Source organism: Nocardia sp. NPDC057353, assembly GCF_042667085.1.
In the GTDB taxonomy this organism is placed as follows: domain Bacteria; phylum Actinomycetota; class Actinomycetes; order Mycobacteriales; family Mycobacteriaceae; genus Nocardia.
In genome coordinates, this window is the sequence record NZ_JBHVAK010000090.1 from 1 (window position 1) to 18301 (window position 18301).

Sequence of the window (18301 nt, forward strand, 5' to 3'; positions counted from 1 at the left end):
CACCCGGGAACGGGTGCGGGGCCGCCGCGGGCCGGTGCGGTCAGGAGACCGGGGCCGGTTCCTTGTTCTCCGCCGCGGCGCGCTGCTCGCGCAGCGCCGAGAGCTTGGCGCCCTCGACGTCGATGTCCGGCAGGATCCGGTCCAGCCAGGCGGGCATCCACCAGGCCCACTTGCCGAGCAGGGCGAGCAGCGACGGGATCACGATCATCCGGACCACGAAGGCGTCGAACAGCACGCCCGCCGCCAGCGCGAAGCCCATGGACTTCACCACCGCGTTCGACTCCAGCATGAAGGAGCCGAAGACCGAGATCATGATGATCGCCGCGGCCACCACCACCCTGGCGCCGTGGTGGTACCCGCTGATCATGGCCTCCACCGGCGACTTGCCGTGCACGTACTCCTCGCGCATCCGGGTCACCAGGAAGACCTGGTAGTCCATGGCCAGGCCGAAGACCAGGCCGATGAGCATGATCGGCAGGAAGCTGACGATCGGCCCCGGATCCTCGATCAGCCCGAGCGCGCCCTCCTGGAAGATCAGCACCGTGGCGCCGAAGGTGGCCGCCATGGAGAGCAGGAAGCCGAGCGCCGCGGTGAGCGGTACCAGGATCGAGCGGAACACCAGGATCAGCAGGACGAAGGCGGCGCTCGCGACGATCGCCAGGTACGGCGCGATCTTGCTGAGCAGTACGTGGTCGATGTCGGCGTAGATGGCGGTGGAGCCGGTGATGCCGTACTCCATGCCGAACTCGCTCTGCAGCTCCGCCTCGGCGTTCCTGGCCTCGGCGACCAGGTCCTTGGTGGCCTGGTCGTTCGGGCCCGCCTTCGGGACGCCGTCGATCAGCGCGCCGAGCCCGTCCTCGCTGCGCTGCGGCGAGGTCACGTAGTCCATGCCCTCGTACGAGCCGAGCCGCTCCTGCAGCGCGGCCAGCGCGGCACCGCGCCGCTCGGCCGGGACGTTCTCCAGGTCGACGGCGACGTTCAGGATGCCGTTGCTGCCCTCGCCGAACCCCTCGGTGCGCAGCTCGTAGGCCTTCCGCACGGTGGTGTCGCGCGGCATGCTGTCCTCGCCGGGCAGCCCGAGCTGCAGCCCGGCCGCGGGGGCGGCCAGCGCGCCGAGCAGCACGATGCTGAGCAGCAGCGTGACCGCGGGCGCCTTGGCGATCACCCGGGCGATCCTGGTGCCGATGGTGACCACCGACTCGTCCTCGGTGTCGTGCTTGGCGACGAACGGGATCTTCGGCTTGAAGAGGAAGCGGCCGAAGGCGCCGAGCAGCGCGGGCATCAGGGTGATGGCGGTGAGCACGGCGAAGGCGGCGGCGATGGCGCCGCCGAGGCCCATGAAGGTCAGGAACCGCACGCCGACGATGCTCAGCCCGGCCAGTGCGATGAGCACGGTGAGCCCGGCGAAGACCACCGCGGAGCCCGCGGTGCCGAGCGCGGTCCCGGCCGCCTCCTCCGGCGAATCCTGCACGCCGATCTCGTGTTTGTAGCGGGAGACGATGAAGAGCGCGTAGTCGATGGAGAGCGCGATGCCGATCATCGAGGCCAGGAAGACGGTGAAGGTCGGCATGTTGATGAAGTTGGTGCCGACCATGATCAGCGAGGTCGCGGCGCCCAGCCCGACCAGCGCGGTGAGGATCGGGACGAAGGCCGCCACGATGGCGCCGAAGGCCACGATCATGACCACCAGCGCCACCGCCATGCCGATCAGCTCGGACTTGCCGCTCGGCATCTCCGGCTCCTGCGCGATGGAGCCGCTCAGCTCGACGGCCAGCCCGGCCGCCCGCGCATCGCCCGCGACGTCGTACGCGGCGGAGCGGTCCTCGGGGGTGATGTCGGAGAACTTGGCGATGCCGAAGGGCACGTTCAGGATCGCCACCGAGTCGGGATTCGCCTGGTTGAGCACGTTCAGCGGCGCCGAGCTGCAGGTCGACGGGTTGCGGTCGGTGAGGCAGCCCAGCTGCTCGGCGGCGGCGATCGGGTCGACCAGCGGCTTGGCCTTGTCGACGATGCCGAGCTCGCCCAGCCTGGCGATGAACGCCTCCACCGCGGCCCGGTTCGCCGGGTCGGTGAGCTTCTGCCCCTCCGGCGCGCCGATCACGTAGGTGCCGGTGACGGCCTCGAAGTCGAAGGCGGCCGAGGCGCCGGGGAAGTGCTTGTCCAGGATCTCGGTGGCCCGCTCCGACGGCAGGCCGGGCAGGCTGAAGTCGTCGGTCATCGGCTTGCTCAGCGCACCGCCGATGCCGCCGAGCAGGACGAGCAGGATGAGCCAGACCGGGAGCACTATCCATTTACGGCGGAAAGCGAACTTTCCCCACCGGTAGAGAAGTACGGACACGAGGGTATCTCCTGACGATGACTGGGCGCGCTGAGTCGAGCGGTGTGTAGGGCACCGGTGTAGACAGCACCCGCGGGGCCGCCACGGGCCCCGCCTCCACAAAACGCTCTCTGCCTACCGTGCGGTAGGTAGACTAACCGCCGGTCGGCGGGTGCGACAACACCGTCGGCGCGGGGTACGTGCACCGTGTACCCAGCCGGGAAAGGACCGAACAGATGCAGAGCCGAAGCACGGGCACCACCGTCAGCGCAGGTAGCAGCACCAAGGACGCGATTCGCGATGCCGCGCTCGAGCTCTTCCGGGCCAAGGGTTTCGAGCAGACGAGCCTGCGCGAGGTGGCCGATGTGGTGGGAATCACCAAGGCCTCCCTCTACTATCACTACGCCTCGAAACAGGATCTGCTAGGGGCGATCATCGACCCGATCATCGAGCACATGCGCTCGATGGCCGCCGAGGTCGACGGCATCAGGTGGTCGGGGGCGAGCGTGCGCACCGTGCTCCGCGACTACCTGCGCGGCATAGTCCGGCACCGGCACGCGGGCGCGCTGCTGCTGCGCGACACCGTCGCCATCATCAACGCGCTCAACGACCGCTACCCGGACTGGGTCGACAGCACCGAGCAGCTCCGGGGGTGGCTGGCCGGGCCGGTGCCGACCGACGAGTCCAAACTGCGCGCCGTCGCGGCGCTCGAGGTGATCACGGTGGCGCTGGTGAGCACCGAGTACGCGCCCGGTGCCCCGGATGAGCTGGTGGAGGGCATCCTGCTGGACTGCGCCGTGACCGTGCTCGACGGCTTCGCGGACCGGTGAGCCGTTCCGGCGCGGGCGGATTCGCCCCGCGCACCGCGTAGATTCTCCGGCGAACCCGACGATCGCCGAAGCCAGGAGCCAGCCGTGCACATCACCGCGAGGGTCGACTACGCGGTACGAACGCTGCTCGAGATCGCCCGCGACCCGGCCGCGGGCTCGGTGAAGGCGGATGCCATCGCCACCGCCCAGCAGATCCCGCCCAAGGTGCTGGAGACGGTCCTCGGCGAGCTGCGCCGCGGCGACCTGGTGACCAGCAGGCGCGGCCCGGACGGCGGGTACCGGCTGGCCCGCCCGGCCACCGAGATCTCGGTGGCCGACGTGATCCGCGCGGTGGAGAGCCCGCTCGCCTCGGTGCGCGGGCAGCGGCCGGAGAACGTGAAATACACCGGCGCGGCCGAGGCGCTGCAGCAGGTGTGGATCGCGCTGCGGGTCAACATCAGAGCGGTACTGGAGAACGTCTCGATCGCCGATATCGCCGCCGACGACCTGCCCGGCTTCGTGGTTTCGCTGACAGCTGATCCCGGGGCGTGGGCGCGGCGCTGAAAAGCCGGCGACGCCGTACCGGACACCCGGTAGCCTCCACAACATCATGTTGATCGGACTGCTTCGCGCCCGTCTCCACCCCTACCGCAGGCAGCTCGCCGCGGTGGTGGTGCTCCAGCTGATCTCGGTCATCGCCATGCTCTACCTGCCGAGCCTGAACGCGGATCTGATCGACGACGGCGTCACCAAGGGCGATATCGGCTACATCTGGACCACCGGGCTGTGGATGCTCGCGGTCTCCGGCGTGCAGATCGTGGCCTCCGCGGTCTCGGTGTACTTCGCCGCGCAGGCCGCCATGGGCGCGGGCCGGGACATGCGCGGCGCGCTGCTGCACCGGGTCGGCACCTTCAGCGCGCGCGAGGTGGGGCAGTTCGGCGCGCCCTCGCTGATCACCAGGAACACCAACGACGTGCAGCAGGTGCAGCTGCTGATCGTGATGTCGGCGACCATCCTGGTGATGGCGCCGATCATGTGCGTCGGCGGCATCATCATGGCGCTGCGCGAGGATCTCGGGCTCTCCTGGCTGCTGCTCATCGCGGTGCCCGCGCTCGGCATCTCGATGGGCGTGATCGTGGCCTTCATGGTCCCCGGGTTCCGGCAGATGCAAGAGCGCATCGACGGGGTGAACCGGGTGCTGCGCGAGCAGATCACCGGGATCAGGGTGGTCCGCGCCTTCGTCCGGGAGCGGCAGGAGACCGCGCGCTTCGAGGTCGCCAACGACCTGCTCACCGCGGCCTCGCTGCGGGTAGGGCGGCTGATGGCGCTGATGTTCCCGACGGTCATGCTGATCAGCAATGTGACCGCGGTTGGGGTGATCTGGTTCGGCGGGCACGCGGTGGAGTCCGGCGCCATGCAGATCGGCTCGCTGACCGCGCTGCTCTCCTACATCATGCAGATCCTGATGGCCGTGATGATGGCCTCGTTCCTGGCCATGATGGCGCCGCGCGCCGCGGTCTCGGCCGACCGCATCGGGGCGGTGCTGGCGACCGAGTCCACGGTGACCGCGCCCGCGACCGCCCTTCCCTTCCGCGGCGACCCGGCCACCATCGAGCTGCGCGACGCCGAGTTCGCCTTCCCCGGCGCGGAGAAGCCGGTGCTCTGCCGGGTGCGGTTCCTGGTGGCGCCGGGCACGACCACCGCCGTCGTCGGCTCGACCGGCGCTGGCAAGACCACGCTGGTCAACCTGATTCCGCGGCTCATCGACGTGACCGACGGCGCGGTGCGGGTCGGCGGCACCGACGTGCGGGAGCTGGACCCGGCGGTGCTGCGCGAGCAGATCGGGCTGGTGCCGCAGAAGGCGTACCTGTTCACCGGCACCGTCGCGGAGAACCTGCGCTACGGCAAGCCGGACGCCACCGAGGACGAGCTCTGGCACGCCCTCGAGGTGGCGCAGGCCGCCGACTTCGTGCGGGAGATGCCGCAGGGGCTGCAGACGCCGATCGCGCAGGGCGGCACCACCGTCTCCGGCGGGCAGCGGCAGCGGCTCGCCATCGCGCGGGCGCTGGTGCGCAAGCCGGCGATCTATCTCTTCGACGATTCCTTCTCCGCGCTCGACGTCGCCACCGACGCTCGGCTGCGGGCGGCGCTGCGCCCGGAGACCGCGCGGGCCGCGGTGGTGATCGTCGCCCAGCGGGTGACGACGATCAGGGACGCCGACCAGATCGTGGTGCTGGAGGACGGCGAGATGGCTGGCATCGGCACGCACGAGGAGCTGCTCCGGGATTGCGCGGAGTACCGCGAGATCGTGGAGAGCCAGCTCTCCGCCCAGGAGGCTCGGTGAGTAACAATCGCGCACGCGCTCGCCGCGCCGACCGGGTGCGGGTGTCCCGCAGGACACAGGAGGCATTGTGACCAGGCCGATGGCGGTGCCGGGGGCGCCGGAGACCAAGGCGAAGTCGTTCAAGCCGTCGCTGAAGCGGCTGCTCGGGCGGCTGCGTCCGCACCGGGTGCTGGTCGGCACGATCGTGACGCTGGTGATCGTGTCCGTGGTGCTGAACACCCTCGGCCCGTACATCCTCGGCAAGGCCACCAACCTGATCTTCGACGGCGTCGTCGGCAAGAACCTGCCCTTCCCGCCGGGGACGACGCGGGACGAGGCGATCGCGCAGGTCAGGGCGGGCGGCCAGGACACCTTCGCCGACATGCTCGGCGCGATGAACGCGGTGCCAGGCGTCGGCGTCGACTTCGACGCCGTCGGCCGCGTCCTGCTGCTGGTGCTCGCGCTCTACATCGGCGCGGCGGTCTTCGGCTGGCTGCAGGCCTACCTGCTGAACCTGGTGATCAACCGGACGGTGAAGCAGCTGCGCGCCGACGTGGAGGAGAAGATCCACCGGCTCCCGCTGCGCTACTTCGACTCGGCGCCGCGCGGCGACCTGCTGAGCCGAGTCACCAACGACGTCGACAATGTCTCGCAGAGCCTGCAGCAGACCATGAGCCAGCTGCTCACCTCGGTCTTCTCGGTGCTCGGCATCCTCATCGTGATGTTCTGGATCTCGCCGCTGCTGGCGCTGATCGCGCTGCTCACCGTGCCCGCCGCGGTCGTGGTGACGGCGCAGATCGCGAAGCGCTCCAAGCCGCACTTCGTGGACCAGTGGAAGTACACCGGCATGGTGAACGCCCGGGTCGAGGAGGCCTACACCGGCCACGAGATCGTGACCGCCTTCGGCAGGGTCGCCGAGGTGGGCCGGGAGTTCGACGAGCGCAACGAGCAGCTGTACCGCTCCAGCTTCCAGGCGCAGTTCATCTCCGGGCTGATCATGCCCGCGATCATGTTCCTCGGGAACATCAATTTCGTGCTGGTCGCGCTGGTCGGCGGGATCCGGGTGGCGACGGGGAACCTCTCGCTCGGCGAGGTGCAGGCCTTCATCCAGTACTCGCGGCAGTTCAGCCAGCCGCTCACCCAGATCGGCGCCATGGCCAACCTGCTGCAGTCCGGGGTGGCATCGGCGGAGCGGATCTTCGAGATCCTGGACGCCGAGGAGCAGGGTAGGGACCCGGTGCAGATCGGGCAGTGGCCGGCTGGCCGGGGCCGGGTCGAGTTCGACCGGGTCACCTTCGGGTACGACCCGGAGCAGCCGGTGCTGGACGGGCTCTCGCTGGTCGCCGAGCCGGGGCACGTGGTCGCCATCGTCGGCCCGACCGGCGCGGGCAAGACCACGCTGGTCAACCTGCTCATGCGGTTCTACGAACTGGACTCCGGCGCCATCCGGATCGACGGCGACGACATCACCACCATGACCCGCGATGCGCTGCGCTCCCGCATGGGCATGGTGCTGCAGGACACCTGGCTCTTCCGCGGCACCATCCGGGAGAACATCGCCTACGGCAACGAGCACGCAGGCGAGGAGGAGATCCTGGCGGCCGCGCGCGCCGCCTACGTGGACCGCTTCGTGCACGCGCTGCCCGACGGGTACGACACCGTGATCGACGAGGAGGGGTCGGGGGTGAGCGCGGGCGAGAAGCAGCTCATCACCATCGCGCGCGCCTTCCTGGCCAAGCCGTCCATCCTGATCCTGGACGAGGCGACCAGCTCGGTCGACACCCGCACCGAGCTGCTGGTGCAGCAGGCCACCGCGGCGCTGCGCCGGGACCGCACCAGCTTCGTGATCGCGCACCGGCTCTCCACCATCCGGGATGCCGACCTGATCGTGGTCATGGAGCGGGGCACCATCGTCGAGCAGGGGACGCACCACGAGCTGCTGGAGCGCGGCGGCGCCTACTACCGGCTCTACAACGCCCAGTTCGCGGCGGCCACCGCGGAGGCGTGACCGGGGCGCCTGCGAGGATGGGCGGCGTGGCCGCCGACTTCTCGTTCCGCATCGATGCCCGCCTGGACGGGAAACACGGCAGGGCCGGGGTGATCTCGACCCCGCACGGCGAGATCGCCACCCCCGCCTTCATCCCGGTCGGCACCAAGGCGACGGTCAAGGCGGTGCTCCCGGAGACCATGGCGGAGCTGGGGTCGCAGGCGCTGCTGGCCAATGCCTACCACCTCTACCTGCAGCCGGGCCCGGACATCGTGGACGAGGCAGGCGGGCTCGGCGCCTTCATGAACTGGCGCGGCCCGACCTTCACCGACAGCGGCGGCTTCCAGGTGATGTCGCTCGGCGCCGGATTCAAGAAGGTGCTCGCCATGGAGGCGGTGACCGTGCAGAGCGACGACGTGATCGCGCCGGGCAAGGAGCGGCTGGCCACCGTCGACGAGGACGGCGTCACCTTCCGCTCGCACCTGGACGGCTCGGCGCACCGCTTCACCCCCGAGGTCTCCATGGGGATCCAGCACCAGCTCGGCGCCGATGTCATGTTCGCCTTCGACGAGCTGACCACGCTGCTGAACACCCGCCGCTACCAGGAGGAGGCGCTGGCCCGCACGCACCGCTGGGCGCAGCGCTGCCTGGACGAGCACGAGCGGCTCACCGCGCAGCGCGCGCACCGGCCGTACCAGGCGCTCTTCGGCGTGATCCAGGGCGCGCAGTACGAGGACCTGCGGCGCAAGGCCTGCCGCGAGCTGGCCGCGCTGCGCGGCGCCGACGGCTCGGAGTTCGACGGGTACGGCATCGGCGGCGCGCTGGAGAAGGCGAAGCTCGGCACCATCGTCGGCTGGTGCTGCGACGAGCTGCCCGAGGAGCGCCCGCGGCACATGCTCGGGATCAGCGAGCCGGAGGACCTCTTCGCCGCGGTCGAGAACGGCGCCGACACCTTCGACTGCGTGAACCCGTCCCGGGTGGCCCGCAATGCCGCCGTCTACCACCCGGACGGCCGGTACAACATCAACACCAGCCGGTTCCGCCGCGACTTCACCCCCATCGACGACGAGTGCGACTGCTACACCTGCGCGCACTACACCCGGGCCTACCTGCACCACCTGTTCAAGGCGAAGGAAATGCTCGCCGCCACGCTCTGCACGGTGCACAACGAGCGCTTCACCGTGCGGCTGCTGGACCGGATCCGGGCGAGCCTCGTCGACGGCAGCTTCGGGGCGTTCCGCGCGGAGACGCTGGGCCGGTGGGGGACCGGGAGGGCGGCCCGCGGCGGAGCCGCCCCCGCGGTTCACCGCGGGCCGTAGTCCTCGCGCTGCTTCAGGAAGGCGATCACCCGGTAGGTGATCGGCAGCACCAGCACCTCGCAGAGCGTCTTCCAGAGGAAGCCGACCACCAGGTAGTTCACGAACTGCTGCCAGGTCTCGATGCCGATGGCACCGGCCGCGATGGCGCAGAAGATCAGCGTGTCGGCGAACTGCCCGACCACGGTGGAGCCGATCAACCGGGCCCACAGGTACTTCTCCCTGGTGCGTTCCTTGATGAGCACCAGCGTTGCGGAGTTCAACAGCTGCCCGACCAGGTAGCCCGCCAGCCCGGCGAGCACCAGCCGCGGCGTGGTGCCGATGACGGTGCGGAACGCCTCCTGGTGCTCGTAGAACCCGGCGGCGGGCAGCCGGATCGCGATGGCGAAGCAGGCGACGGTGAGCAGCAGCGCGGCGAAGCCGTAGAGCACGGCGCGCCGGGTGGCGCGGAAGCCGTACACCTCGCTGAGCACGTCGCCGACGATGTAGGCGAGCGGGAAGAGGAAGAAGGCGCCGTCGGTGACGATCGGCAGCAGCTGGATCGGGCCGAGCGTCAGCGACGACCCGGCGAAGAACTCGACGCCCTTGGTGGCGCAGATATTGGAGATGATCAGGGTGGTGGCGAAGAGCGCCACGATCGGGGTGTAGTAGCCCCGTGCCGCCTGGGCGTATGCCACAGCGTCGGACACGGGGCGCCCAGACCCGTCGTGCTCGTCGAGCTTGCTGGAATCGGTCACGCACCTCATCAAACCAGGTCGTGGAATACGCTGTAGCCATGACGAATCCCGGCGATTCCGACGAGTGGTGGAAGCAGTACGGCGGCCAGGGCGTGTCGCCGGACTCCGGCGCGCAGAGCTCGGTGCCGCAGCAGCCGACCTCCGACCAGCCCGGATACCCGTCGGCGCCGCAGCAGCCGGAGCAGCAGTACGGTCAGCAGCAGTACGGGCAGCCGCAGAGCCAGCCGCAGCAGCCGTACGCGGGCCAGCAGTCCTACCCCGGCCAGCCGTCGTACCCCAGCTACCCGCAGCAACCGACCGCGCAGCCGTACGGGCAGCAGCCGAGCCCCGGCTACGGCCCGCAGGGCTACCCCGGCGGCGGGTACCAGCCCTACGGCTACCCGCACCCGGGCACCAACGGCATGGCGATCGCCTCGCTGGTGGTCTCGCTGGTCGGGCTCTGCACCTGCGTCGGCTCGATCATCGGCATCGTGCTCGGCGTCATGGCGCTGAACCAGATCAAGGAGCGCGGCGGCCAGGACGGCCGCAACATGGCGCTGGCGGGCATCTGGATCGGGGCGGGCGGCATCGTGCTGACCGTCGTGTGGTTCGTGATCGCGCTCGTCGGGTCACCCTGACCGGAGAAACGCGCGAGGGGCGCCCCCACCGGAGTGGGGGCGCCCCTCGTCTCGTTCCGCTGCCTACTGCCCGGTCTTGACGACCTGGGTGCCGCCGGCGAACTTGTCGTGCCAGCCCTGACGGTTCGGATCGTTCGAGATGGTGACCATGATGTAGATGATCAGGCCGAGCGAGATCAGCCCGCCGACGCAGGGGATCACGTTGGCCAGCATGAACAGGTTGCGCTTGACCGAGGTCTGCGGGTCGATCTTGGCGGCGCCGCCGGGGGCGAGCACCTTGAGGCCGAAGATCTTCTTGCCCAGCGTCGCGCCCTGCGAGGTCTCCAGGGCGACGAAGTAGGCGATGCCCGCGAGCGCCACCAGCAGGCCCGCGATGAACTGCCCGACCATGTTGTCGTAGCCGATGATGGCGGCGATGATGGCGACCGGGATGCCGACGATCAGGTTGTCGATGATCCTGGCCACGATGCGGATGCCGAGGTCACCCGGCTGGCCGGGGCCGGTGTAGCCGGGCTGCTGCCCGTACTGCTGCTGGCCGGTCTGCGGGTAGGGCTGCTGGCCGTACGGGTCCTGGCCGTACTGCGGCTGCTGCCCGTACTGGGGCTGCTGGCCGTACTGCGGCTGCTGCTGGCCGTACGGATCCTGCTGGCCGTACTGGGGCTGCTGGCCGTACTGCTGGCCGCCGCCCTGCTGGGGGTATTGCTGGCCGCCGCCCTGCGGGTACTGCTGCCCATACGGCTGCCCGCCCTGCGGATACTGGTTGGGGTCGTACCCACCGCTCGTCATATTGTGTCCTCGTCCGTGATCAGTAGATCGGGTCGAGTGCGTACGTTACGGACATTCGCTCGCTGGCGACAACCTATTCGGGTCCAGTGTCCATGCGTCGCGCGGCAACCGCGCGGGGTCGAATCGGGCCAGCACAGCGGCGGGGGAACGCCCTTCGAGGCCGAGGGAAGCGACGAGCAGCGCGAAAATCCGCTCCGCCGAATCGCCGAGCGCCCGCCGATCGGCGAGCGTCACCGCGCCGTCGCGCTTGGCCAGCCGCTGCCCCTCGGTGTTGAGCACCAGCGGGACGTGGGCGTAGCGCGGCACCGGAAAGCCGAGCAGGTCGGCGAGATACGCCTGTCGCGGCGCCGAGGAGAGCAGGTCGTCGCCGCGCACCACCTGGTCGATGCCGGACGCGGCGTCGTCGAGCACCACCGCGAGGTTGTAGGCGGGCACGCCGTCCCCGCGCAGCAGCACCACGTCGTCCACCGCGCCGCGGTAGCGGCCGTGCAGCTCGTCGTCGATCTCGAACTCGGCGACCTCGGCGCGCAGCCGGATCGCGGCGGGTCGGCCGGATCCGCGCAGCTCGGCGCGGCGCGCGGCCGACAGCGCGCGACAGGTGCCGGGGTAGGCGCCCTGCGGTGCGTGCGGCGCGCTCACCGCCTGCTGGATCTCCCTGCGGGTGCAGAAGCACTCGTAGGTGCGCCCGGCCGCGGTCAGTCGCTCGACCGCGGCGCGGTAGCGCGGCAGCCGCTCCGACTGCCTGATGACATCGCCGTCCCAGTCCAGGCCGATGGCGCGCAGGTCGGCGAGCTGGCGCTCGGCGGCGCCCGGCCGCACCCGGTCCAGGTCCTCCATCCTGAGCAGGAAGCGGCGACCGGTGGAGCGGGCGAAGAGCCAGGCCAGCACGGCGGTCCTGAGGTTGCCGAGGTGCAGGTCGCCGGAGGGGCTCGGGGCGTAGCGCCCGGCTCCGGGCTGGACGGCGTTCATCGCCCGCGCAGCGCCGGGCGCAGCTCGTCCGGCCCGATCGCGGCACCCGCGGCCAGCCGGTCGAGCAGCGCGTTGGCGTGGGCGACCAGCCCGGCGCGGTCGACGCCGTGCTCGCCGCCCGGCTCCGGCTCGTACCGCGCGAGCCGCTCGGCGGCGCGCAGCAGCAGGGTGCGCGCGCCCTTGGGGTTGCCGCGCTGGATGTGGGTCAGCCCCACCGCCAGCTGGGCCAGCCCCTGCCAGAGCTGCCGCTCGGCGAAGGGGCCGTTCTTCCAGGCGGCCTCCAGCACCTCGTGCGCGTTGAAGGCGAGGCCGTCGTCGAGCAGCTGCTGCGCGTAGCCGAGCGTGCGGTCCGGCGGGAGGTCGAGGTCGTCCGGGATCCGCGGCACCCCCGCGCTGCCCGGCGGCAGCGGTCGGCCGAAGCTGTCGCGGGGCCTGGCGTTGCGCGCCCTGCCCTCGGCATCTCGTTCGCGGTCGTGCATCCGTCCATCATCCACGCCTGCGCCCTGTTGCCCGGATCGGTCATCCGACCGGATTAAAAATGAACGATCACGAACAAATCACGCCGTGTTTGTCTGTAGACTTCGAGCGTTGCCGGGTAATGGTTCGGGGCGCTCGGCAATGATCGCGCAACATCTCGAACTGCACGGCTCGGCGCAGGAACCGAACCGAATAGGTAAGAGGAGAGCAATTTTTCGGCGGACCTGCTACTGTCTAGCACGGGGCCGGCCCCGACCGAGGTGGTTCTCACCTAGTCGAACAGTGCACTCGCGACGCACTGGGGATGTTCTACACCATCAACTAATTGACGTACCTGGGTTTCCGCATGTGCGAAGCCCGGTGCCGTGAACGAACTCAGGAATTATCGTTCTCGACGCAGCAAAGGAGCTAGTGCCGTGGAGGTTGATACAACCGGCGCTGTGTGGCGGAAGAGTAGTTACAGTGGGCCCGACGGGAACTGCGTGGAAGTCGCATTTCTGGTCGACGGCAACGTAGCGGTCCGGGACAGCAAGGCCGGTGGGCGTGGCCCGGTACTGGCCTTCGCCCGGAGTGACTGGACCACGTTCCTATCCGGGCTACCCGGTGCGGAATTCCGTCGCGGCTGAACCGGTCGGATTCGCGAGCGGAATGGGTGGCCCCGAGCCGGCGGGCTCGGGGCCTTCGCGCGTCCCGCCCCGATAGCCCGCGCCGGCACTCCGTATCGGCGCGGGTAGCCTCTCCCCGGTGGAATCGCTGGCGGCGCAGGACGCGACGATGTACTGGCTCTCGGCGCGCGGCCCCACCGATCTCTTCCTGCTCTACTGTTTCACCGATGCCGGGCTTCCCGGCGCGGAACTGCGCGAATTCATCGCGCGGCGCAGTGCGCGGATCCCGGAACTCGCGGTTCGCCTCCGCCGGACGCCCGGCGAGCTGAACCAGCCCTTCTGGACGGCCTCACAATTCCATTCAGAACAATTCCGGCAACATGAGATTCCCGATGCCGATTGGCACGCGGTGTCGCGGGAGCTCGGGGTGCTGCTCGGCACGAGGGTCGAGGCCGCGGAGTTTCCGTGGCGGCTGCACGTCTTCCGCGGGGTACGCGGTGTTCCTGGAACAGGTGTCACCGGTGATTCCGCGCTCGTCGCCGTGCTGCAGGTGTCGCACGCGCTGGTCGACGGGCGGGGTGCCGCGCGGATCGCGCGCGCGTTGTTCGGCGCGCGGGAGCCGGCTCCGGTCGCCTCCGAAACCGGTGCGTTGAGCGCGGTACTCGGCGGCAAGGTGCTCCGCGCCTGCCCCGGGACCGGAGTCTCCGGCGCGATGGCCGCGGGCGGGGTGCTCCGTGCCGTGCACCGGGCTGCGGCGCTCGGCGCGTTGCACGCGACCGATGCGCTGCGGGCGGTGGCCGGGGTGGTGCAGTTTCCGTGGCGGGTGGGGGCGACGGTGGTGCGCGGGGTCGGCGCGGCGCGGGCGCGGCGCGAGTTGGCGGCGCGGACCGCGGCGGGGGAGATTCCGCCGCCGGGGCCGGGGTTCCGGCCGGGGCCGCTGAATCCGTCGGCACCGCTCGCGGGGCATGTCGCGCGCGTGCTGGTGCTGCCCGCGGTGGCGCTGCGGGCGCCGGACCGCACGGTGACCGTGCTCGCGCTGACCGCGATCTCGGTGGCGCTCGACCGGTACCTCGCCGAGCGCGGGCATCGAGGGGAGCGGCTCGGGGCGCAGGTGCCGGTGGCGATCCCGGCGGGCGCGGGCGGGCGGAACAACTACCGCAGCGTCGGCATCGAACTGCACACGGGCGTGCCGGAGCTGCGGGAACGTTCGGCGCTGATCGCGGGCGAGCTCGCCGCGCGCCGCGCCCGCGCGGCACACCCGCTGCTGCTGGCGCAGGACCGGGTGACCGCGGTGCTGCCCGCGGCGCTGCTGCGCCGGGATGTCGAGCGGTACCCGGATGCCGTGCCGAGCGAGATCGCCGGGCACACCGTCGTCTCCAGCGTGCACCGCGGCCCCGCCGACCTGAGCTTCGGCGGGGGAGCGGTGCACTGGAGCTGCGGCTTCCCCGCGCTCGGCAGCGTCATGCACGTCACGCACGGCGTGCACGGCCTCGGCGACACCGTCACCCTGTCGGTGCACGCCGACCCGGCGGCCATGCCGGACCCGGATCGGTATCTGGAGATCATGGCCGCGGCGGTGGCCGAAGTCGGCGCCGCGCACGGGGATTGATCAGCCCAACTCCCAGGTGCCGAGCACGGCTCCGTCCGCGAGCCGGACGGCGGCGCCTGCCATGAGTCCGCGCGCGGCGGCGTTCTCCGGGGTCGTCGTGGCGATCATGCGCGCTGCGCCCGCCTGCTCCGCCGCCGCGCGCAGCAGCGTGACCAGCGCCCGGCCGACTCCGCGGCCGCGCGCGTCGCGGGCGAGCCAGATGCCGGTCTCGAGTTCACCGGCCCCCGCGGGCTGCAACCGAGCCGCCCCGACCACCGCGCCCCGCAGCAGGACGACGTAGGTCAGCTCGACCGGCTCGGCCGCCAGCCCGCGGCCGCGGTGGAAGGCGAGGAAGGCGGCGCGCCGCTCCGCCGTCCACCCGGCGGGACCAGGCACCGGAGCCATGACCTCGAGCGGGTCGGCCCCGGCGACCGCCGCCGCGAGCAGCGCGGGCAGGTTGCCCTCGGTCAGCGGCTGCAGCGCGATATCCGGCACACGGGCCAGCGTGACCGGCCCGGCGCCGCTACCGCAAGCGGATTACCAGACCCGCGGCACGCACGGGTTGGGCAGGCTGGAGCCCGCCGCCAGGTCGCAGACGCCGTCGGTGAAGACCTTGAACGGCGCGGTGACCAGCAGCACCAGGACGCCGATGACATTGCCCTGCTGGATCAGGTGCTGCCCGGTGCGCAGGGCGTTGTTCGCGCTGTCCGCGCCGGAGGAGCCGGTGCTGTAGCTGTTCTCGGCGACCGGCGCCGGGGCAGGCTCCAGCGGTGCCGCCACCGCTGCGGAGGCGGTTCCGACCAGGGCTGCCGCCGCGATCCCGGCGGCGGTGAGACGAAGGCTAGTACGCATCGATGCGCTCCTCTGCTGGAAGAATTATCATTAACTTATCAGGTGGAAGAGCGCGGTGTAAGCCCGAATGAGCGGGGAATTCGGGGGCACTTGGGCGGCAGATCCCCGGCACGGAAAAGGCCCGGGCCGGGAACAGTAGTTCCCGGCCCGGGCCGATGCGGAGGATAGGGGATTTGAACCCCTGAGGGCGTTAACCCAACCCGCGTTCCAGGCGAGCGCCATAGGCCACTAGGCGAATCCTCCGTGCAGCAGCATAGCGAACGAGGCCGGGACGGCCCAAACCGCCCCGAATTGGGTCGCGGCGGACCGGTGCCGCTACACTGGCCGACGGATCCCGCGCGGCGCGCATCCTGTGAACTCCCCCAGGGCCGGAAGGCAGCAAGGGTCAACGGGCTCTGCCGGGTGCGCGGGGTCCCCTACAACCTCTCTCGGCACCCATCCGGCGCCGGTCTCGAGTAACGTGAGCGGCGCTTCCACCCCCCTACGCTGCTCGAAAGGCTGCTTCAGGATGTCCCGGCAAACGCAGATCGGTTTGATGAGCCACGAGGAACTGGTGTCCGAGCACGAGACCCAGACCTCGAACTACGCCAAGCTCCAGACCGAGAAGCTCACGCTGGATCTCACCCGCGGCAAGCCCGCTCCCGAGCAGCTCGACCTCTCCGCGCGGCTGCTCACCCTGCCCGGCGACGGCGACTACCGGGACGGCTCCGGCACCGACTGCCGCAACTACGGCGGCCAGCACGGCCTGCCCGAGCTGCGCGCGATCTTCGGTGAGCTGCTCGGCATTCCGGTCGCGAACCTGATCGCGGGCAACAACGCCAGCCTGGAGATCATGCACGACGCGCTGGTCTTCGCCATGCTCTACGGCACCCCGGATTCCGAGCGGCGCTGGGCCGCCGAGCCGGTGCTGAAGTTCCTCTGCCCCAGCCCCGGCTACGACCGGCACTTCGCCATCACCGAGAGCCTCGGCTTCGAGATGATCCCGGTGCCGGTGGGCCCGGACGGCCCCGACACGCACCGCATCGCCGAGCTGGTCGCCGCCGACCCGGCGATCAAGGGGCTGTGGGCAGTCCCCAACTACTCCAACCCCACCGGCGTCGTCTTCGCCGAAGAGGTTGCGCGCGAGCTGGTCTCGATGCCGACCGCGGCGCCGGACTTCCGGATCATGTGGGACAACGCGTACGCGGTGCACCCGCTCACCGACACCGCGGCGCCGGTGCTCGACGTGCTCGGCCTGGCCGCGGCGGCCGGAAACCCGAACCGCCCGCTGGTCTTCGCCTCCACCTCCAAGATCACCTTCGCCGGTGCCGGGGTCAGCTTCTTCGGGGCCGCGACGGCGAACCTGGACTGGTACCTGAAGCACGCCGGGAAGAAGAGCATCGGCCCGGACAAGATCAACCAGCTGCGGCACCTGCGCTTCTTCGGCGACGCGGACGGGGTGCGGGCGCACATGCAGAAGCACCGGGAGATCCTGGAGCCCAAGTTCGCGCTGGTGCTGCGCATCCTCGAGGACCGGCTCGGCGCCTCGAAGGTGGCGTCCTGGACCGAGCCCAAGGGCGGCTACTTCATCAGCCTCGACGTGCTGGAGGGCACCGCGGCGCGGGTGATCGCGCTGGCGAAGGATGCCGGGATCGCGCTCACCGCAGCGGGTTCGGCGTTCCCGTACAAGCGGGACCCGGAGGACCGGAACATCAGGATCGCCCCCAGCTTCCCCGGGCTGCCCGAGCTGGAGCAGGCGATGGAGGGGCTGGCCACCTGCGTCCTGCTGGCCGCCACCGAGAAGCACCTGGGCAAGTGAGGCAGGCGGGCGGCGGAGCGCATCCGCCGCCCGCGCGACCCGCTACCGGCCTTCCGGCTTGTGCGCGAGCACCGCGAACATGGTCACCGAGAGGTGGATGTCGCCGGTCTCCGCACCGCGGGCCAGCTCGGCGAGCAGCTCGGCACGCTGCGCTTCGGTGATCCGGCCGCGGGCCACCGCCATGGCGGAGATCCGGGTCACCAGCGAGCCCGCCGCGGCCGCCCGCTCCTGCACCAGCGCGTGCGAGCCGATGTCGTCGATCTCCAGCCCGGCCCTGGTGAGCAGCCCGGGGAGCCTGCGCCCGGAGAGCGGGTTGGTGGTGTTGCTGAGGAGCGTCTCGATCACCTCGCGGGTGATGTCCCGCGCGCCGGGGTGCAGGATCGCCGTGCCCCAGTCGACATCCATCACCACCGCGCGGCCGCCGGGCCGCAGTACCCGCTCGATCTCCCTGGCCGCGCGCAGCGGGGTGGTCAGGTGCTGGAAGACCCGCTCGCAGAGCACCGCGTCGAAGGAGTTGGCGCGGAACGGGACGCCGTAGGCGTCGCCGGGGTGGAACTCCGCGTGCGCGCCGAGCTCGGTGGCCCTGCGCTGCGCCGAGGCGAGCAGGTTCTGGTCCGGCTCGACGCCGATCGCGGAGCCGGTGGGGCCGACCGCGTCGGCGAAGGCGAAGACCTCGGAGCCGGTGCCGGAGCCGATGTCCACCGCGCGCTCGCCAGGCGTGAGCGCGAGCGCTTCGTGCGCCCAGGTGCGCAGCCGGTGGATGCCGGGCAGCGCGGCTTGCAGGTCGCGGACGTCGACCAGCTGGTCGTGCCCTTCGCGGTCGAATCGATCCGGTCGCAACCCGTCGGTGTCCATGGCGTGCTTCCCGTCCGTCTGTGGCGCCGTCGGCTGTGGCAGGGGCGTCGTCTGAGGCATGGGGCGAGCCTACGTGGGGCGTGATGATCGCGCGCGGCCGGTTTGTGAGGTGGGTCACCGGAGATTCGCTGCGCCGCGGAGTGCGATGATGGGGGCGCCCGCCCCGATCGAGGAGTCTCAATGAAGTTGTCAAGCCGGGAGCGCGACCGGTGGAGCGGGGGTGAATATCCGATGGTCGCGCAGCAACGCCCACAGCACCGAGACT

At 70.7% G+C, this 18301-nt stretch carries 17 protein-coding genes, 1 tRNA gene and 1 other RNA gene; 10 read left to right on the top strand and 9 right to left on the bottom strand.

The genetic code is table 11. From position 1 onward, the window contains the following. Positions 1 to 40: 40 nt before the first annotated feature. Positions 41 to 2338, bottom strand: coding sequence for an MMPL family transporter (locus tag ACFUUZ_RS29565; protein ID WP_378701939.1), 2298 nt, complete (start codon positions 2336 to 2338; stop codon positions 41 to 43). 215 nt (positions 2339 to 2553) lie between these two features. On the opposite strand from ACFUUZ_RS29565, the gene ACFUUZ_RS29570 reads away from it, so the two are divergent. From ACFUUZ_RS29570 to tgt, 5 genes are all read left to right on the top strand, one after another. After that, on the top strand, positions 2554 to 3147 hold the full coding sequence (locus ACFUUZ_RS29570) for a TetR/AcrR family transcriptional regulator (RefSeq protein WP_378701941.1): 594 nt from the start codon (positions 2554 to 2556) through the stop codon (positions 3145 to 3147). An 84-nt stretch (positions 3148 to 3231) separates the two neighbouring features. Next, positions 3232 to 3690, top strand: a complete 459-nt coding sequence (locus ACFUUZ_RS29575) for an RrF2 family transcriptional regulator (RefSeq protein ID WP_378701943.1) — start codon at positions 3232 to 3234, stop codon at positions 3688 to 3690. A 46-nt stretch (positions 3691 to 3736) separates the two neighbouring features. Next, positions 3737 to 5470 (top strand): ABC transporter ATP-binding protein, encoded by a 1734-nt coding sequence (locus ACFUUZ_RS29580; protein ID WP_378701945.1) that lies wholly within the window; start codon positions 3737 to 3739, stop codon positions 5468 to 5470. A gap of 79 nt (positions 5471 to 5549) precedes the next feature. Further along, a complete protein-coding gene (locus ACFUUZ_RS29585) occupies positions 5550 to 7457 on the top strand; it encodes an ABC transporter ATP-binding protein (protein WP_378701967.1) in 1908 nt (635 codons plus the stop codon). Positions 7458 to 7483: 26 nt separating this feature from the next. After that, on the top strand, positions 7484 to 8755 hold the full coding sequence (tgt, locus tag ACFUUZ_RS29590) for a tRNA guanosine(34) transglycosylase Tgt (RefSeq protein ID WP_378701947.1): 1272 nt from the start codon (positions 7484 to 7486) through the stop codon (positions 8753 to 8755). Here the strand turns inward: tgt and ACFUUZ_RS29595 are convergent. Next, positions 8740 to 9498: a queuosine precursor transporter gene (locus ACFUUZ_RS29595; RefSeq protein WP_378701949.1), complete on the bottom strand. Its 759-nt coding sequence runs from the start codon at positions 9496 to 9498 to the stop codon at positions 8740 to 8742. The two genes, tgt and ACFUUZ_RS29595, sit on opposite strands and share 16 nt — an antisense overlap. 29 nt (positions 9499 to 9527) lie before the next feature. Here ACFUUZ_RS29595 and ACFUUZ_RS29600 point away from each other — a divergent pair, with 29 nt between their 5' ends. After that, entirely contained in the window at positions 9528 to 10106 is a 579-nt protein-coding gene (locus ACFUUZ_RS29600; RefSeq protein WP_378701951.1) for a DUF4190 domain-containing protein, read from the top strand. Positions 10107 to 10169: 63 nt separating this feature from the next. On the opposite strand, the gene ACFUUZ_RS29605 is transcribed toward ACFUUZ_RS29600, so the two are convergent. From ACFUUZ_RS29605 to ACFUUZ_RS29615, 3 genes are read right to left on the bottom strand one after another with little or no spacing between them, the layout of a single operon-like run. Then, positions 10170 to 10892, bottom strand: a complete 723-nt coding sequence (locus ACFUUZ_RS29605; protein WP_378701953.1) for an RDD family protein — start codon at positions 10890 to 10892, stop codon at positions 10170 to 10172. A 45-nt stretch (positions 10893 to 10937) separates the two neighbouring features. Beyond that, positions 10938 to 11861 (bottom strand): tRNA glutamyl-Q(34) synthetase GluQRS, encoded by a 924-nt coding sequence (gluQRS, locus tag ACFUUZ_RS29610; RefSeq protein WP_378701955.1) that lies wholly within the window; start codon positions 11859 to 11861, stop codon positions 10938 to 10940. After that, positions 11858 to 12340 carry a DUF309 domain-containing protein gene (locus tag ACFUUZ_RS29615; RefSeq protein WP_378701957.1) on the bottom strand — a complete coding sequence of 161 codons (483 nt, stop codon included), beginning with the start codon at positions 12338 to 12340 and terminating at the stop codon, positions 11858 to 11860. Before ACFUUZ_RS29615 ends, gluQRS begins: the two co-directional genes overlap by 4 nt. A 438-nt stretch (positions 12341 to 12778) precedes the next feature. On the opposite strand from ACFUUZ_RS29615, the gene ACFUUZ_RS29620 reads away from it, so the two are divergent. Together ACFUUZ_RS29620 and ACFUUZ_RS29625 are read left to right on the top strand one after the other, a co-directional pair. Further along, entirely contained in the window at positions 12779 to 12964 is a 186-nt protein-coding gene (locus ACFUUZ_RS29620) for a DUF397 domain-containing protein (RefSeq protein ID WP_378701969.1), read from the top strand. Between the two features lie 118 nt (positions 12965 to 13082). Further along, positions 13083 to 14552: a hypothetical protein gene (locus tag ACFUUZ_RS29625; protein ID WP_378701959.1), complete on the top strand. Its 1470-nt coding sequence runs from the start codon at positions 13083 to 13085 to the stop codon at positions 14550 to 14552. On the opposite strand, the gene ACFUUZ_RS29630 is transcribed toward ACFUUZ_RS29625, so the two are convergent. The 3 genes from ACFUUZ_RS29630 to ACFUUZ_RS29640 form a co-directional block, all read right to left on the bottom strand. Then, positions 14553 to 15026 carry a GNAT family N-acetyltransferase gene (locus tag ACFUUZ_RS29630; protein WP_378701961.1) on the bottom strand — a complete coding sequence of 158 codons (474 nt, stop codon included), beginning with the start codon at positions 15024 to 15026 and terminating at the stop codon, positions 14553 to 14555. A 42-nt stretch (positions 15027 to 15068) separates the two neighbouring features. Next, a complete protein-coding gene (locus ACFUUZ_RS29635) occupies positions 15069 to 15383 on the bottom strand; it encodes a hypothetical protein (protein WP_378701963.1) in 315 nt (104 codons plus the stop codon). Between the two features lie 158 nt (positions 15384 to 15541). Continuing rightward, positions 15542 to 15626, bottom strand: a tRNA-Ser gene (locus tag ACFUUZ_RS29640). An 83-nt stretch (positions 15627 to 15709) separates the two neighbouring features. Between ACFUUZ_RS29640 and ffs the strand changes: the two genes are divergently transcribed. Then, positions 15710 to 15804: signal recognition particle sRNA small type (gene ffs, locus ACFUUZ_RS29645), an RNA gene on the top strand. 87 nt (positions 15805 to 15891) lie between these two features. After that, on the top strand, positions 15892 to 17181 hold the full coding sequence (locus ACFUUZ_RS29650) for an aminotransferase class I/II-fold pyridoxal phosphate-dependent enzyme (protein ID WP_378701965.1): 1290 nt from the start codon (positions 15892 to 15894) through the stop codon (positions 17179 to 17181). 42 nt (positions 17182 to 17223) lie between these two features. Here the strand turns inward: ACFUUZ_RS29650 and ACFUUZ_RS29655 are convergent, their stop codons facing one another. Beyond that, positions 17224 to 18036, bottom strand: a complete 813-nt coding sequence (locus ACFUUZ_RS29655) for a methyltransferase domain-containing protein (protein ID WP_378701971.1) — start codon at positions 18034 to 18036, stop codon at positions 17224 to 17226. Between the last annotated feature and the right edge of the window lie 265 nt (positions 18037 to 18301).